The sequence below is a fragment of the Methanothermococcus okinawensis IH1 genome (assembly GCF_000179575.2).
In the GTDB taxonomy this organism is placed as follows: domain Archaea; phylum AGJL01; class Methanococci; order Methanococcales; family Methanococcaceae; genus Methanofervidicoccus; species Methanofervidicoccus okinawensis.
Genome location: NC_015636.1, coordinates 824,329 through 840,544, shown reverse-complemented (window position 1 = coordinate 840,544; position 16,216 = coordinate 824,329). Strand labels below are relative to the sequence as shown.

At 29.7% G+C, this 16,216-nt stretch carries 16 protein-coding genes; 7 read left to right on the top strand and 9 right to left on the bottom strand.

What is annotated here, in order from left to right:
• Nucleotides 1-116 precede the first annotated feature (116 nt).
• The 5 genes from vhuB (at nucleotide 117) to comE (ending at nucleotide 6,071) form a co-directional block, all read left to right on the top strand.
• Nucleotides 117-1,277, top strand: a complete 1,161-nt coding sequence (gene vhuB, locus METOK_RS04210; RefSeq protein ID WP_013866982.1) for a F420-non-reducing hydrogenase associated-polyferredoxin VhuB — start codon at nucleotides 117-119, stop codon at nucleotides 1,275-1,277.
• 81 nt (nucleotides 1,278-1,358) lie between these two features.
• Nucleotides 1,359-2,666, top strand: a complete 1,308-nt coding sequence (locus tag METOK_RS04205) for a formylmethanofuran dehydrogenase subunit B (RefSeq protein ID WP_083810047.1) — start codon at nucleotides 1,359-1,361, stop codon at nucleotides 2,664-2,666.
• A 336-nt stretch (nucleotides 2,667-3,002) separates the two neighbouring features.
• Complete coding sequence (locus METOK_RS04200; protein ID WP_013866980.1) at nucleotides 3,003-4,232, top strand: FIST signal transduction protein; 1,230 nt, start codon at nucleotides 3,003-3,005, stop codon at nucleotides 4,230-4,232.
• Between the two features lie 492 nt (nucleotides 4,233-4,724).
• Nucleotides 4,725-5,396 carry a HisA/HisF family protein gene (locus METOK_RS04195; protein ID WP_013866979.1) on the top strand — a complete coding sequence of 224 codons (672 nt, stop codon included), beginning with the start codon at nucleotides 4,725-4,727 and terminating at the stop codon, nucleotides 5,394-5,396.
• Between the two features lie 114 nt (nucleotides 5,397-5,510).
• Nucleotides 5,511-6,071 (top strand): sulfopyruvate decarboxylase subunit beta, encoded by a 561-nt coding sequence (gene comE, locus METOK_RS04190; RefSeq protein ID WP_013866978.1) that lies wholly within the window; start codon nucleotides 5,511-5,513, stop codon nucleotides 6,069-6,071.
• Here comE and METOK_RS04185 read toward each other — a convergent pair.
• The 5 genes from METOK_RS04185 to METOK_RS04165 form a co-directional block, all read right to left on the bottom strand.
• Nucleotides 6,061-6,744, bottom strand: coding sequence for a hypothetical protein (locus METOK_RS04185; RefSeq protein WP_013866977.1), 684 nt, complete (start codon nucleotides 6,742-6,744; stop codon nucleotides 6,061-6,063). The two genes, comE and METOK_RS04185, sit on opposite strands and share 11 nt — an antisense overlap.
• A gap of 98 nt (nucleotides 6,745-6,842) precedes the next feature.
• Nucleotides 6,843-7,052: a 4Fe-4S dicluster domain-containing protein gene (locus METOK_RS04180; protein ID WP_013866976.1), complete on the bottom strand. Its 210-nt coding sequence runs from the start codon at nucleotides 7,050-7,052 to the stop codon at nucleotides 6,843-6,845.
• 174 nt (nucleotides 7,053-7,226) lie between these two features.
• Nucleotides 7,227-8,321 carry an ATP-binding protein gene (locus METOK_RS04175; protein WP_013866975.1) on the bottom strand — a complete coding sequence of 365 codons (1,095 nt, stop codon included), beginning with the start codon at nucleotides 8,319-8,321 and terminating at the stop codon, nucleotides 7,227-7,229.
• 163 nt (nucleotides 8,322-8,484) lie between these two features.
• Nucleotides 8,485-9,474 carry an RNA-guided pseudouridylation complex pseudouridine synthase subunit Cbf5 gene (locus METOK_RS04170; protein WP_013866974.1) on the bottom strand — a complete coding sequence of 330 codons (990 nt, stop codon included), beginning with the start codon at nucleotides 9,472-9,474 and terminating at the stop codon, nucleotides 8,485-8,487.
• Between the two features lie 95 nt (nucleotides 9,475-9,569).
• Nucleotides 9,570-9,752 carry an AtpZ/AtpI family protein gene (locus tag METOK_RS04165; RefSeq protein WP_013866973.1) on the bottom strand — a complete coding sequence of 61 codons (183 nt, stop codon included), beginning with the start codon at nucleotides 9,750-9,752 and terminating at the stop codon, nucleotides 9,570-9,572.
• Nucleotides 9,753-10,051: 299 nt separating this feature from the next.
• Between METOK_RS04165 and METOK_RS04160 the strand changes: the two genes are divergently transcribed.
• Both METOK_RS04160 and METOK_RS04155 read left to right on the top strand, forming a co-directional pair.
• Complete coding sequence (locus METOK_RS04160; RefSeq protein ID WP_013866972.1) at nucleotides 10,052-11,104, top strand: FecCD family ABC transporter permease; 1,053 nt, start codon at nucleotides 10,052-10,054, stop codon at nucleotides 11,102-11,104.
• Nucleotides 11,104-12,231, top strand: coding sequence for a FecCD family ABC transporter permease (locus METOK_RS04155; protein ID WP_013866971.1), 1,128 nt, complete (start codon nucleotides 11,104-11,106; stop codon nucleotides 12,229-12,231). The genes METOK_RS04160 and METOK_RS04155 overlap by 1 nt, the downstream gene beginning before the upstream one ends.
• A 155-nt stretch (nucleotides 12,232-12,386) precedes the next feature.
• On the opposite strand, the gene METOK_RS04150 is transcribed toward METOK_RS04155, so the two are convergent.
• From METOK_RS04150 to METOK_RS04135, 4 genes are all read right to left on the bottom strand, one after another.
• A complete protein-coding gene (locus tag METOK_RS04150; RefSeq protein ID WP_048057877.1) occupies nucleotides 12,387-13,538 on the bottom strand; it encodes an ABC transporter ATP-binding protein in 1,152 nt (383 codons plus the stop codon).
• Between the two features lie 192 nt (nucleotides 13,539-13,730).
• Nucleotides 13,731-14,573 (bottom strand): nitrogenase iron protein, encoded by an 843-nt coding sequence (gene nifH, locus METOK_RS04145; protein ID WP_013866969.1) that lies wholly within the window; start codon nucleotides 14,571-14,573, stop codon nucleotides 13,731-13,733.
• A gap of 79 nt (nucleotides 14,574-14,652) precedes the next feature.
• On the bottom strand, nucleotides 14,653-15,111 hold the full coding sequence (locus METOK_RS04140; RefSeq protein ID WP_013866968.1) for a DUF5402 family protein: 459 nt from the start codon (nucleotides 15,109-15,111) through the stop codon (nucleotides 14,653-14,655).
• Nucleotides 15,108-16,145 (bottom strand): peptidase U32 family protein, encoded by a 1,038-nt coding sequence (locus METOK_RS04135; RefSeq protein ID WP_013866967.1) that lies wholly within the window; start codon nucleotides 16,143-16,145, stop codon nucleotides 15,108-15,110. Before METOK_RS04135 ends, METOK_RS04140 begins: the two co-directional genes overlap by 4 nt.
• Nucleotides 16,146-16,216 lie beyond the last annotated feature (71 nt).

The following is a 16,216-nucleotide window of genomic DNA, read 5'->3' as shown; positions in this document are numbered from 1 at the left end:
AATAAAATAGAGATTAATAAAATAGAGATTACAACAATAAATAAATCAATACTCCTCGTATAGCCGAATAATATATAATTCGGTTTTAATAATAAAAAATCAACGGGGGTTTTACATTGGAAGGAATAAAAATTCAAGAGGATGCATGCTTGGTATGTAATGCATGTAAGGCTGTCTGTCCAACAGACGCCATAGAGATAGCCCCCTTTAAAACATGCACACTCTGTATGCAGTGTGTGGAAGTATGTCCAACTGGGGCTTTATCAGAAATAGATGGTAAGATAGACTATAATCCAGTTAAATGCATGAAATGTGGAAAATGTGCAGAGGCCTGTCCTACAAAAATAAAAAGAGTAGATAATATATACCCATATTCAAAGGGACATTGTGTTTTATGTCAAAAATGTGTAGATGTCTGTCCAATTGAAATTATATCAATACCTGGACTTGTAGAAAAACCTAAGAAACAAATTACAATACCCGACGAACCAATAGCTGTAATGGATAACTGCGTTGGATGTGGAGTATGTGTTCCAGAATGTCCTGTGGAGGCTATTACAATTGAGGACAACAAGGCAGTTATAGATAAAACAAAATGTATATACTGCTCTATATGTGGTCAAACCTGCCCATGGAATGCAATTGCAGTATCTGGAAAGATACCTAAAAAGAGAAAAAAAGAAGTTATATCCTTTAATGTTGATAGAAACACCTGCATAGGATGTTTCAAATGTGCTGAGATATGTCCAGGAAATATGATTAAAGTGGATAAAAATAATTTGATAGTAATGCCTCCAAAGGCTTGTCCAGCATGTAGTTTATGTGTCAATGTCTGTCCAGTAAATTCCTTAACACTGAATGTAAAATATGACAGTGCTCATCCAATTACAGACGAAGGTCTCGTAATCATCGATGAAGATTACGAAACCCTTAAAGAATGTGCAGAAGTCTGTCCTACACGAGCTATAAAGGTAGATGAAAAATCAAAAACTGTAAAAATGTGTATAGTTTGTGGAGCCTGCACAGTAGCTTGTCCTACTGGTGCCTTAAAAATGGGCACAATAAACCATAATGGAAAGGATTATAATAGAATAGAATTTAACCCTTCCCTATGTGATAAATGTGGAAAATGTGTAGAAGTTTGTCCAATGAAGGTTTTAGAGATAGATGAAAATGATGAACACCTTCCTTTAAAGGGATACTGTGTAATGTGTCTTTTATGTTTAAGCTGTGCAGAGCAGATAAAGGGAAAAGGTAAAGTCATTGATTTAAAATAGATTTGATGATTAAACTAAAACTAAAATTAATTTTAAATTAAAATTTATGATAAAAATATACCCTTATGTGGGGTGATTTACTTGGTAAAAATAGTAAAGGATGTTGTATGTCCTTTCTGCGGCACCCTATGTGATGACTTGGAAATTATGGTTGAAGATGGACACATAGTTGGAACAAAAAATGCTTGCAGAATAGGAAATGCAAAATTCATGCATTTTGAAGGTGCTGTAAGATATACAGAACCTTTAATGAGAGAAAATAAAAAAGACGACTTCAAAAAAACAGATTATGAAACTGCAATAGAAGAAACTGCAAGATTATTGGTAGAATCAAAATTACCTTTAATGTATGGATTCTCAGCAACAGAGTGTCATGCTCATCAGGTAGCTGTCGAGCTCGGTGAAAAAATAGGAGCAGTATTGGATAACACGGCAAGTGTTTGACACGGGCCTTCTGTATTGGCTTTACAAGATGTAGGATACCCAGTTTGCACCCTTGGAGAAGTTAAAAACAGAGCTGATGTTGTTATATTTTGGGGCTCAAACCCAATGCATGCTCACCCAAGACATATGAGTAGATATTCAATATTTTCCAGAGGATTTTTCAGAGAAAGGGGAAGACACGACAGAACAATGATTGTTGTAGACCCAAGAAAAACCGACACTGCAAAATTGGCAGATATTCATTTACAGGTTGAACCTCATAAGGATTATGAATTAATAAGTGCTATGAGGGCTGTATTAAAAGGCTTTGAATTGGAAGTGGATGAAGTTGCAGGTGTTCCATCTGAAACCATCTACGAAGCTGTGGATATCTGTAAAAATGCCCAGTTCGGACAATTGTTCTTCGCTATGGGCGTTACGATGACAAAAGGAAAACACAGAAACATTGACAATGCCATTGAACTTGTTATTGACTTAAATGCTCATACAAAATTTGGTTTAATGCCAATGAGAGGGCACTACAATGTAAATGGGTTCAACCAAGTTTCCACATGGGTTACTGGATACCCATTTGGTGTTGATTTCTCAAGAGGATATCCAAGATACAACCCTGGGGAAACCTGTGCAAATGACCTTCTCCAAAGAGGAGAAACTGACATGATGCTAAACATAGCCTCTGACCCAGGAGCTCACTTCCCACAAAAAGCTGTTAAACACATGGCAAAAATCCCTCTGGTATGTATTGACCCTCACCAAACACCAACATCAGAATTGGCAAACATTATAATTCCTCCTGCAATAGCAGGTGTTGAGGTTGATGGAACAGCATATAGGATGGATGGAGTTCCAATAGAACTTAGAAAAGTAATTGATGCACCAGAAGGTGTATTACCAGATAGTGAAATCCTAAAAATGTTGATGAAAAAAGTCGATGAAATGATGTAATTATCATAATAATTATGTAATAAAATATTATAAAACTATAAAATTATTTTTTGCAAACTGGTATCCTACATTTAGAGTTAAATGTTTTGCTTTGAAGAGGAACCCTTTTGGGACTCTTCAAATTTTTTTAACCATTTATAATTTATTTTTCGAATAATTTTAATATATAAATATATTTATATAATTAAATACATGGTTATATAAAATTATCTTGTTATATTGCTGTATAAATTTATATATGAGTATTAATCATATTATAATCATATAATTATACAGTAAATTATTACTAAAAATATATTAAAAATATTATAACCTATATTTTGCAGAGGTGAGCTATTGAATAGACAAGTATTAAAAGTTGGGGCGGGTCAGTCAAAAGACCCAGAAGAAGCCATAAAAATGGCAATGCAAAAAACAAAAAATCCGACCTTAACCATTGTTTTTGCTTCTTCAAATTTAAATCCTAATGAAGTGTATGATTCTATTAAAAAAGAAGTTGGAAATTCTCATATAATAGGTGGAACAACAGCAGGTGAGTTTTCGAGTGCTGTTGAACATCCATTAAACGATAGTGTTGCGGTGATGACTATTGAAAGTCCATATCTAAAAGTAGGTGTTGGTATTGGGAATGATTTATCTCAAAAGCCTTTTGAATGTGGAAAAGAAGCTGTAAAACAGGCCTATACTTCATTAAAAAATAACCCTACCGCATCTGCGTTGATATCTGTTGCATTTATGAATAAAAACAGTTCAGATATTCTAAAAATGAAACCTTTCATGAATATTATAATACCCGACGGATTGGCAGGGCATGAGGAAGAATTTTTAAGGGGAGTAATTTCAGAAATTGGAAGTAGTATCCCAATTGTTGGAGGTTCCACAGGTGATGATTTAAAATTTGAAAAAACATACCAATTTGCAAATGGCGTGTATTCAAACACAGGCATAGTTGCTACATTAAGCAGTGCATTAAAAATAGGTGTTGGATATGGCCATCCATATTTTCCAACTAAAAAAGGAGCCATTATCACGAAATCGAAAGGAAGAACAGTTTATGAACTTGACCATAGACCCGCAGTAGATGTTATGAAAGAACTGCTTAATGTGGATGAGCTCACCCCAGAGATATTTGCTCAAAGACCAATGGGGGTTAAATCTTCTGATGTTTTTGGTGAATATACTATAAAAAGTGCTATGTGTGCAAATAACGATGGAAGCATAACATTCTATGCAGAAGTTAATGAAGGAAATTATTTAACAGTAATGGACACAGATAGAGAATATGCCATAAATTCATTTAAGAACGCATTAATTAATGCCATAAATAATGCAGGAAATCCAAAAAAGATAGGGGCAATTATAATATTTAACTGTATATTAAGATATTTACTCAAAGAACGGTTAAATATAAATGACCTTGACATAATAAAAGAAATAGTGGGGGATGTTCCAGTAATTGGATTTAATACCTATGGGGAACAGGGAGCTACACTTGGAGGTTCCATTGGACATTATAACCAAACTTCAACAATATTGGTAATTGGTAATGAAACAATATCCCAATAAAATATTAATTCTTCTATATTTTTGCAGTTAATATTGTAATATCTATATATTCTAAAAACATTATAGTAAAAGAAACAAAATGTTTAGCTCAGGATATGATGCCTGTTATTTTAAAATATTAGACCCTGATAATGATTTTGAATAAAAATAATATCATAATCTAAAAAATTATCTAAAAATCATTTATTATATGGCAAGATAGATATTACATTATCAAAATATAATATTTTGGTGTAGTCATTTATAATTCTTTAAAATATCACATAATAGATTTTTTATATAAAATTTAAAAATTGGACTTTTTTATTTTTTATTTTCTTTTTAATAAAAAACGCTGTTTTTACTATTTTCTTGATATATATAATAATTAGAAGAATATATATTTATGAATAATATAAAAATTGGTAATAAATACCAAAAATCAAAATAATAAAAAGAAAAATTATATCTCTTTAAAAAGCTCATTAAATTGTAATAAAAGAGGTCATACTTATGGAAATTATCCCAGTAATAGATATAATGAAAGGTATCGCAGTTCATGGAAAAAGCGGAAATAGGGAAACTTACAAACCTCTAAAAACTGTTTTGTGCAATTCGTCAAATCCCATTGATATAATAGAAAAATATAAAAAAAATGGGGCTGAAAAGGTATATATTGCTGATTTGGATGCCATAATGAAAAAGGGAGATAATTTTGATGTTATTAGGGAGCTCCCATTGTATAAAATTGTAGATGTAGGGGTAAGCACTAAAAAAGATATAGAACATATAAAAAATTTAAATATATGTAATAAACTAATTGTAGGCACAGAAACATTGAATGATTTAGATTTATTAAGAGAAAATGACATTATTTTAAGTTTGGATTTCAAAGACGGGAGGCTATTAAATTATGAATTAGAAGATATATTGAATAATATAAATAATAATACTCCATTAATTATATTGGATATCTCTTCCGTTGGGACTCAAAAAGGCATTAACAAAAATTTAATAACGCATATAATTGATAAAACCAATAACCCAATATATATTGGTGGGGGGATAAAAGACGAAAAAGACTTAAAAGATGCTTATGATTTAGGAGCTCATGGTGTGCTTATAGCCACTGCAATTCATAAAGGAATTTTAAATTTAAAAGAAATTATTGAAAAATATAGATGATTAAAAGAATAATGTCAGTAAAATAATAAAAAATAATAGATAAAGTAAAATATAAAATAAAATAATAAACTAAAAAAATGATAAGTATATAAATTTTTATAAACTGGTGATAATTTGCAAAAATTAAGAAGAATCGATATAATAAGAATCTTAATGGAGTATGTTAAAGATGAGCTCATAATATGTAATATAGGATGTCCATGTAAGGAACTCTGCTGTGTAAAAGATAGGGCTGAAAATTTCTACATGTTAGGTTCTATGGGCTTATGTTCTTCCATAGGTTTAGGATTGGCACTATCCACAGATAAAAAGGTAATATCAATAGATGGAGATGGTTCTGTTCTTATGAATTTAGGTTCTTTATCTACCATAGGACATGAAAAACCAGATAATTTTATATTGTTGATTGTGGATAATTCAGCCTATGGCTCAACAGGAAACCAGCCAACCCATACGAACAATACAAATCTATGTAAAATAGCACAGGCATGCGGTATTGATGCCGTAGAAGTGTCCGATGAAAAAGAATTAAGGGAAGCAATTAAAAAATCATTAAATGAAAATAAAACAAAGGTAATTGTTGCTAAGGCAATACCATATAACGAAAAAACAGAAAATATAAAGATTCATCCAATTGTTATAAAAGATAGGTTTATGAAAGCTGTTAAAAATTAAAATATTTTTTAAAATTAAAAATATTATTGTTATTTATTGGATAGCCTATTATTATATCATTTTTATTTTTTAATTCCTTTATTTTTACATGATTATTTAGTGAAAGTATAAAATCCTCGTAATTTCCAATATAATTTTTTCTTCTTTTTAGATAGTTTTCCATAGTATCTAATGTATTTCTATCAATTTTCTCAGTATATGGAACATAAACAGCCTTTTTTGAATCATAATCAGGAAATTTACCCCCATAAACATAATAGGCAATTAAATCATTCTCTTCAACAATATTCTTTACAATATCTTCGACTCCTTCTGTGCCTACCCATATTTTATTATTACATATATCCAATGCCCTATCAATTACCTTTAAAATTACATCTTTTGGTTTTGGTTTTTCATTAGTTAAATAAAAATTACTTCCAAGAACAACACATATATCAACATTATATGAAGAATACAATTCAAGTAGTTCAAAGGCGTTCTTCCTTTTGCTTTGGACTGTTAAAACAAGCTTTTTAGATTTAGATTTTAAAATATTTTCATCGGTAATCGGCAGGAGCTCGGCATCAATCACATGATAATCAAAATTAGAACTAATTATTTTATTTAATTCCAATAGTTTAGAATAATCATTATTTATCTTGCTTAATTTTGTGGCTATCCCGTATTTCATGTTTTTTCCTTTTTTTTAAATTTCTATTTTTATTACTTATTATTTTTATCTTATTATTCTATTATATTACTATATGATAAATACATTCTACATTATCCTTATTCTTCATCAACTTCAACAGATACTGCCTGGTCTGGACATTCTAAAACACATAATTGACAGTTTGTGCATTTTTCAGGATGTTCTGCAACAGGTGGATAAACTCCTTTTTTGTTCAATTTATCGGATTTTACAAAAACATCCCTTGGGCATACATATATGCAAATATCACAGCCTTTACAGTACTTTTCATTTATCTCTATTTTCATAATATCACCATTATTTTTAGTTTCAAGACTTTATATCATCATATGATAAAACTTATATATGGATTCCAGGTTTCTACACAATAAATGAAACAGCATAAGTCATAAGATATCCATTGTTTAAATTTGTTATTATATTTTATGGGAGCTCTCCTAAATACACTACTATATGAAAAATCAAACGACCTTCTTAATGGCATTCCATACTAAAAATGACTGTGGTTTCAATATTCCTTTTTGTGGATTTAGGAATAATATGTTCTCGTTAATCAGATAAACATAAACATGTTTTGGAATATCATGTAATTTCACAATATACTTTTTTTTAAATAATTCCAGTGCTTCCCTTATTTCTTTTTTATTTACTTCAATCATTTGTCCTCTAATATTAACTTCTGGTTTAATGTAATTCAAATCCCGTAGAAATTCTTCCATTATATTAACTTCGTTGAGTAATTTTTCTTCCAATACATCTCGTAAGTTTTTATGGGCTGTTTTAATTATTATGTCGTAAATATCTTTGGCCTTTCCCCCAACATAAGAATATATTAGTTCTTTTTCATCATTTGATAATTTTCTGTTTAGTTTTTCCCGAGCTAAGAATTCCATAAATTTTAATGCAATTTTTTTATCAAAATCATCCACAAAAATATATTCCACTCGTCCTCGGAGCTCTCCTGTATTATATACATACTCAACAAATAAACTATCTGATGTTAAACATAAACAATGTGCTAAATGTTGTTCTTTTGTTAAGGACACTAAAAACTGAAATATTTCTTTTAAAAGGTATTTTTGTCCATTAGCAGTTATTTCTTTAATCATCTGCAACTCGTCAAATATTATAATTGGTCTCTTACCGCACTTTTTAGTTTCCAATAATATATCATTAAGATATTGAAAAGCATCATTTATTCTAGCTTCAAATAAGTTATTTAATTCCACTTCAGGAATCGGAATTCCTGTAACTATCCCTACTCCCTTTGTAAGTATGTTAATTACTTCAGACTTATCTTTTATTTTTTCCAAAATCCCCTCTTTTTTTGTAGTAAATATCGCTTCAATAAAATCTCTTTTTTCAGATATTAGCAATGTTCTAAAATTTATATAAAATACCTTATACCCATCATTTAACTTATTGTTTATAATATGATTAATTAAAGTAGTTTTCCCACTGTTTATGGGACCATAAATAAAATAAATATTATTTGGTTCTTCATCCAATACAGATAATATTTCAAATATTTCTTTTTCTCTGTTGAAAAATTTCATGGTTTCACCATATAAACCGCTAATGTGTAGTTATAGTCAAAGACAGAACTTTTTGACTATATCCACATCTCAATACTGAGTAGAGCTCACAGTTTCCTACGTAAAAATAAAATAATATTAGGTTAATAAATTTCCACTGTTTAAATTACATCAAACACCATAATTATTTTTTCCTATTTTTACCTTTTTTACCTTTCCACATTCTTGGATATGTTCCAGGTTTCATCAATACTCTTTCGGTATCTACTATTGGATTAGTATATTCTGTCTCTTTTAATATATTTTTTGTGCTTAATAATGCCTTACCTATTGCTACAGCCTCTCCCTTTAAAGTTTCTATTAAAACAATTTCATCAATACCTATTCCTTTACTAAGTTTTGCAATACCATTTAAATACACATCTGCACCATGGCAAATTGCATCCACAGCACTGTCTTTTATTACTATCTTTTTTAAATGTCGAAGCCCATATTCCATAGGTTTTACTATCTTTCTTAACTCCTCCTCATTTCCCTCCTCTTTCCAAAATACATAGGCATCAGTTAAATCCTGTAAATAAACAGCCTCCTCCTCTCCAAATGGTCCGCTTTTAGTTCGCCTGAGCTCCTGCATATGTGCCGATGTTCCAAGTGCCTCTCCAATATCTTCTGCAAGTGTTCTTATATATGTCCCAGATTGGCATTTAACTTTAAACAGAACATCCCTTCCATCCATTTCAAGAAGTTCCAGTTTGTGTATCTTTCTTATTCTTAAACTTCTTTTCACTGCTGCTTTTAATGGGGGTCTTTGGAATATTCTTCCCTCAAACTCCTTAAAAATACGGATAATATCCTCCTCTGTTGCATCCCTATGAAGATGCATTAAACACACATACTCCTTTGGAAGCATGTGCCAAACTTGTATGCACTTTGTTGTATTTTCCAGTGCAACAGGCAAAACACCAGTTACCTTTGGGTCAAGTGTTCCAGCATGTCCTGCAAGATTTAAATGCAATATCTTTTTTACCCATGATGAAACCTCATGAGATGTGGGTCCAGATGGTTTGTCAATTACCACAAGACCATATTGTAGGAGCTCAGCTATTGGTCTATTATATGGATTAAATCCATACTCATAATTTGTTTTTGATTCTTCCCTTGTAATTAATTCCAAAGTATCACCGATTTTATTACAGTAGTATATATTAAGTCCTTTTTATTTTTATTACTTTTTAACTTTTCTTTTTATAAACCTTATTTTTCATTTTATTAATTCCTATCCTTTATTAATTTAATTACTCTTAAAAAAGCCATTAAAACTCCAAATAAAAATCCTATTACAATAAATATGTTATTATTATAATAATTTGATAAAAAATATCCGATAATAAAGCCCATAATTATATATAAAACAAATTCATACGCCAATTGAATTGAATTTACTGAGCTCATATAATCCCAAATATTTAATATTAAAATATGCTGTTCATGTATTTATATATATTAAATATATCTTTTATGTTAAAATCCTATTTAGTATTATCGAATCGATATTATATCATTATATTATATCATTATATCATAATTATATGGTATTCATTTATTAATATATTATTTTATTCATATATAATTAATTTTCACTATAAAGTTATTGTTAATATAGTTAAAAAAATATTTATATTATTAATTATTATTTTTCTATAAATTTTAATAATTATAAAATATAATATACATAAAAATTTGGTGAAATTTTGAAAGTTAAAAAACGATTTTTAGGATTATTTACATTATCCTTAATTTTATTGTTGGTGTTGTCTTATTTTAGTATTGTTGAAGGGACCATTGGAATAAAAGATGAACAGTTAAAAAAATATTTATTTGAAGGCACCACAGGAAATAATACTATGGACTTAATTATAGAAAAATTACGACTTCCAAGGACAGTTGGGGCAATTATTGTTGGTTTAGGTATTGCCGTAGCTGGAATTTTAATGCAGGGATATTTTAGAAATCCTTTGGCAGACCCATATTTAATGGGAGTAGCAAGTGGAGCATCCCTTGGTGTTGTTCTATATATATTTACATCATTGCTATTTAATATGGGCATTCCTCATTCTATATATGGATTCATTATTTCTGCATACATTGGCTCGTTAATTACCATGTTTATAGTCATAAGTATAGCAAGAATTATAAGGCAAACTGCAACTTTATTAATTTGCGGTATTATGATAGGAGCCATAGCATCAGGATTAACCACCCTTGTTGTATATACTGGGGATTATATTGGCGAAGAAAACTCCAAACTTGCAGGATATTTTATGTGGGGCATGGGCTCAGTCAATAATTTAACATGGACCCAAATTAATTTAATGGCAGTTATACTTATTCCAATAGTTATTTTAGCATATATATTTCTCTCAAAAAAACTTGATGCTAATCTTCTTGGGGAAAAATATGCCATAAGCGTTGGTGTAGATGTAAAAAATCTAAAAAAATGGTTAATAATCTTGTCCTGTATATTAACGGCAACTGTTGTGGCATTTGCTGGTCCAATTGCCTTTGTAGGATTGGTATGTCCTATTATTGCAAGAATGCTATGCAATACATCAAAACATATGTATGTAATACCAATGACTGCGATATTGGGCTCTGTATTTGTATTATTTGCAGATATACTAACACGACCCGGGGTTATTGTGCCACAGTCCTCAAACAATCTTCCGCTTTTATGTCCCTTGTCAATAGTAGGAGCTCCTATTGCTATAGTTATATATTTAAAAGTTAGAAAAATGGGGGTATAATGAATTACCGATATGCTATAATCTTAGCGTTAATTGTTTCGATATTTGGATTGTCCATTGCAGGTATGTATTTTGGTGGAAATGCCAAATCAATTACCTTAGAGGATACCACAAATTTTGTTATATATCAATCAAAAATTACAGTGGATAACATCTGTTATAAAATTACCAAACACCATATTTTTCATCAGCAGAGCTTGGATGAAACCACTGCATTTAAATATATGTTATTAAAAAAAGTTCGTCTTCCACCTATTATTGGAGCAATTCTTGTAGGTTTAACATTATCGGCCTGTGGATTGATGTTACAGACATTATTTAGGAACCTTCTTGCATCACCATACACAACAGGTATATCAAGTGGCGTATTATTTGCCGTTGTGCTTGTAATATTCATAAATAGTTTTGCAGAATTACTTTCAGCCTTTGGAACAGATACAGTCATGATAGCAGGATGGTGTGGAGGGCTACTCTCAATAATCATGCTTATAATTATAGCCCTTAGAATTAAAGAGGTAAATGGCGTCTTAATTGTTGCCCTATTGATGAGTTATCTATTTGGAGGAATAAGAGCTTATTTAATAGCAAATGGAACAGATGTGGCTATTCAAGACTATTTTAATTTTGTTGTTGGAAATGTAACTAAAATTCATTTGAATGATATACTTCCAATGACTATATGCACCATAATATTTATAATTGGGAGTATTTTTTTAATAAAACCTCTAAACGCCTTATTATTTGGAGAAAAATATGCAAAAAGTTTTGGTTTAAATATAAAAAATATTAGAGTATTAATCTTATTACTAACTTCATTTATCGTAGGTGCCATAGTGCCTTATGTTGGATTAATGGCATTTGTGGGCATTGCATCACCCTATTTGGCAAGACCCCTTATAAAAACCTCAGACCACAGATGGTTACTGCCAACAACCATGTTTGTAGGTGTGGTGTTAATGCTTATGTGTCATATAATCTCATTAAAATACTGGGTCCCTATATTTTATATATATGGATTAAACCGTCCAGCTCAGGTATTGCCAATAGGCTCCATTCTTGATGTATTGGGGGGTATAATTGTAATATATCTTGTATATAAAAGCGAAAAAAAGATAAAAATGTATTAAATAATTATAAATAAAATAAAAATAATAGAAATAAATAAAATAATTAAAAATTAAATAAGGATAAAAAAAGATTAAAACTAAAAATAAAAAAAATAAAAATAATTAAATGGTAATAAATAAAATTAACAATAAAAAATATAAAAATTTAATTAATATTAATCCAATATATCATCCAACATATTCTTTAAAGATGTTATTTTACCATTATATTCTATCACTTTTTTATTATGGGTTTTTGCATATTCTACAAGTTTTTTATTTATAATATTAATTTCTCCAACTGGAAAATCCGTATATATAACTATATCTGATAACCGGAGCTCACGCAATGCCTCTTCAAATTTTTCATTTGATATGGGATTGAAAGGTTCTTCTACTATTGCATCCAATTCCATAGTCTTTGCTACGATATAATCCACATCATTTTTATGTAGTATTCCCACAACGACATTATATTCATTTTTAGTAAGAAATCTTAACACATCAACCCCCGTTCCAGCTCCACAAATCAAAAAAATCCTATTGCCAGATTTTAAGTTTGATTTATTGTTTTTTAGTTCAAAATAGCCTATTATCTCATTATAATTTGCATTATCTAAATCGTAAAGATTATTAACGATTTCTTTTTTCATAACATCCTCTGGATGCCCATAAGCTATGACTTTATGATTTTTTATCAATGCCATTTTATCGGCTATCCTTAAAGCGAGCTCTATATCATGAAGTGTAACTACTATTGCCAAGTTATTCTTTGTTGCAAGATTTCTAAGTAAAAGGGTTAATTCAATTTTATGTTTTGCATCCAAAAAACTTGTAGGTTCATCAAGTATAAGAACATCTGGTTCTTGGGCAAGAGCTCTTGCTATCATTATCTTTTGTCTCTCTCCATCACTCATTTCAAAAAAGTTTTTATTCAATAGATACTCTGCATTTACAGACTTTGCAGCATTTATTATTATTTCATTGTCCTTTTCAGTTAATCTCCCAAATAAATCTGTATATGGGTGTCTTCCAATAGCCACAATATCATATCCAGTCATATTTCCAGGATTTACCCTTTCAGTCAATACAACAGCCATTTCTTTTGCAAGTTTTTTTGGCGTTAAATCGTGTATAATTTGACTATTTAAATAAACTACTCCCTTTTTAGGTTTTAAATATGTAGCTATGGTTTTTAAAAGCGTGGATTTACCTGCACCGTTTGGACCTATGATACACAATATTTCCCTTTCTTTAACATGTAAATTTACATTTTCAACTACAACATAATCTTTATATCCAACAGTTAAATTTTCAGTTTTTAACATGGTATCACAATTTAAATTTATTATTTTACAATACATCATTTATTTATATAATTAATTAAATTTCTTTTAATAATGTTATATATATCTTTAAATTATATAATTAATAGAATGGATAAAAAAGAAAATAAAATTAAAATAATGATAAAAATTAAAATTAAAATTAAATAAACATAATAATCTGTTAAACATTTATTATACAATAACTATCTTTTCTTTTAATAAATCGTCTATCTTTTCCGTAATCTCGTCAATTTCTTCCTCAGATAAAGGAGTTGGAATAACCCTCTTATCGTTTTTATAAATGGCATCTGCGAGCTCCCTAAAAACATCTGCAATCTCGCTATCTGGTGCATATTCTATTACGGTTTTTTTGTAAATTTCTGCCTTTGTGATGATATTACTCATTGGAACATTTCCCATAACATTTGTTCCAATTTTTGAAGCAAACTCCTCTACAATGGAAGGCTCGTTTATTACGCTTCTTCCATTATATATAATTCCTCCCAATGCCACTTTTCCTCTTTTTGCATATCTTTTTATTCCCTTACATATATTATTTGCAGCATAAATTGCCATTGGGTCGCATGTTGTAACGATATAAACATCATCTGCAAGGTGTTTTTGTAATGGCATGGCAAATCCACCACAAACAACATCCCCCAATATATCATAGATAATTACATCAGGATTTAATGTTTCAAATGCCCCTAACCTATTCAATACCTCTATTGCCGTAATTACTCCCCTTCCTGCACATCCTACACCAGGTTCAGGACCCCCACTTTCAATACAGTAAGTTCCACAAAATCCCTCAAAAACAATATCTTCAAGTTTAATAGCATTACCCTTTTTTCTAAAAACATCCAAAACTGTTGGTATTTTCCTACCCATCAAATTTCTTGTTGAATCTGCCTTTGGGTCGCATCCTATGACCATTACTTTTTTACCAGATTCAGCCAGAGCTCCGGCTATATTGGATACGGTTGTGGATTTTCCAATACCTCCCTTTCCATAGATACAAAATTTTCTAACCATCCTATCACCAAAAAGTAAAAGAATTAAAAATATTTAATAAAATAAAAAAATAAAAATAATAAATAATATAATAAAATATTTAATCATATTTTAATGTAATTAAATCAGGTCTTGGTTTATTTGCATTGTATTCTTCCCTACACATATTGCAGAGCTCCCTTACTCCAAATGATATTACATCCTCACTTGACGGAATTATTCTTATAAATATCCAATTGGCATTTATACCATAATTATTTGCTATTTCTTCAAGTTTTTTTATAATCCTATCTTTAAATACATCCACTTCATCGAATAAAACCCCCCTTGTCATAATCATTATACCATAACAACCACATTTTGATGAAAAAACATCCATTTCAGGAACAAAGATATTTTTTCCAAAAGAATTTGATAAAAATTCCTCAAAATATCTCCTATCGTTTTTTATAAGTTCTTTAATAGGTTTATTGTTGCCCATATTATTTCTACTTTTATTAATTTTATTACTATTTTTATTACTTATATTATTATTTTCATTATTAATGGATTCACTCATTTTTTCACCTTAACTACCTTTTCCTCCAAATCCTTACAGTAATTACATCTATTACAGAATTTATCGCAGGTTTTCCATTTTTCAATAGCTCCATCAAGTAATTTATTATCGATATAGTAATGACTTTCGAGTTCCCTTGGGCAGTCTAAAAGTTCCATAAGATTACCATCATAGTTTCTATTTAAATAAGCATTTAAAACTCTTCTTATCCATCCAATAGGATGACTTCTTCCAGATAATTTATAAATATCCACGAGTTTATCATAAACTCCTAAATCCTCGGGTCTAATAAATGGGCTTTTTATTATTAATGACTTATCCCTAACTCTCATACTTATACATCTATTATAATAGTAATCATCTAAAACAGGAACATTCTGTATATTTGCATGGGAAAAGAAATTAAAGTGCTGAGCTCTCATAGGGCATTTATATAAACATGCCTCATTAACAAGAATCTTCAATTTACAAGATACCGAATCCCTTATATTTTCAATAATATCAAAATGCCTATTTATTGAGCTATCAAGGGTAATGGCATAAACTTCCTTACTGTCATAGAATTCTGCCTTTTGGGGACTATCCACCAATGCTATGCAAGATACATTTGCCTTTAATCCACAATCATTTGCCAAATCAATTAAATATGGGTCTGCAAGGGTTACACTATCTAAATTCATATCCGAAAATATACTAAATAATTTTTTTATATAGTTTATACCATTGGGTGTTAAATGCAGAGCTCCCATGCATGCGGAATTTATAGTAACTTCAAACCTTATCTTATTTTTATGGGCGTATTCTATCTGTCTTTTTATATCTTCAAGTGGTGGTTTATAAAGCGTAGCTCTTCCAGTTCCTATAAAATCGGCGTATCCCATATATACTTCAAATTTATCGTTCATTTTCTTATTATTTATTTTTCTTATGTTTTTATCAGTTTTGCAGTTTTTACAATTTTTTTGATATTTTTTTATCTCATTAACTATAATTCTTAAACTTTCAAAATTTCCAGGATGGGGAATTGAGAACATAACAACACCTTAATATAAATATACGAATATATAAATAATAATATAGATAAATATAAATTAATATAAATTAC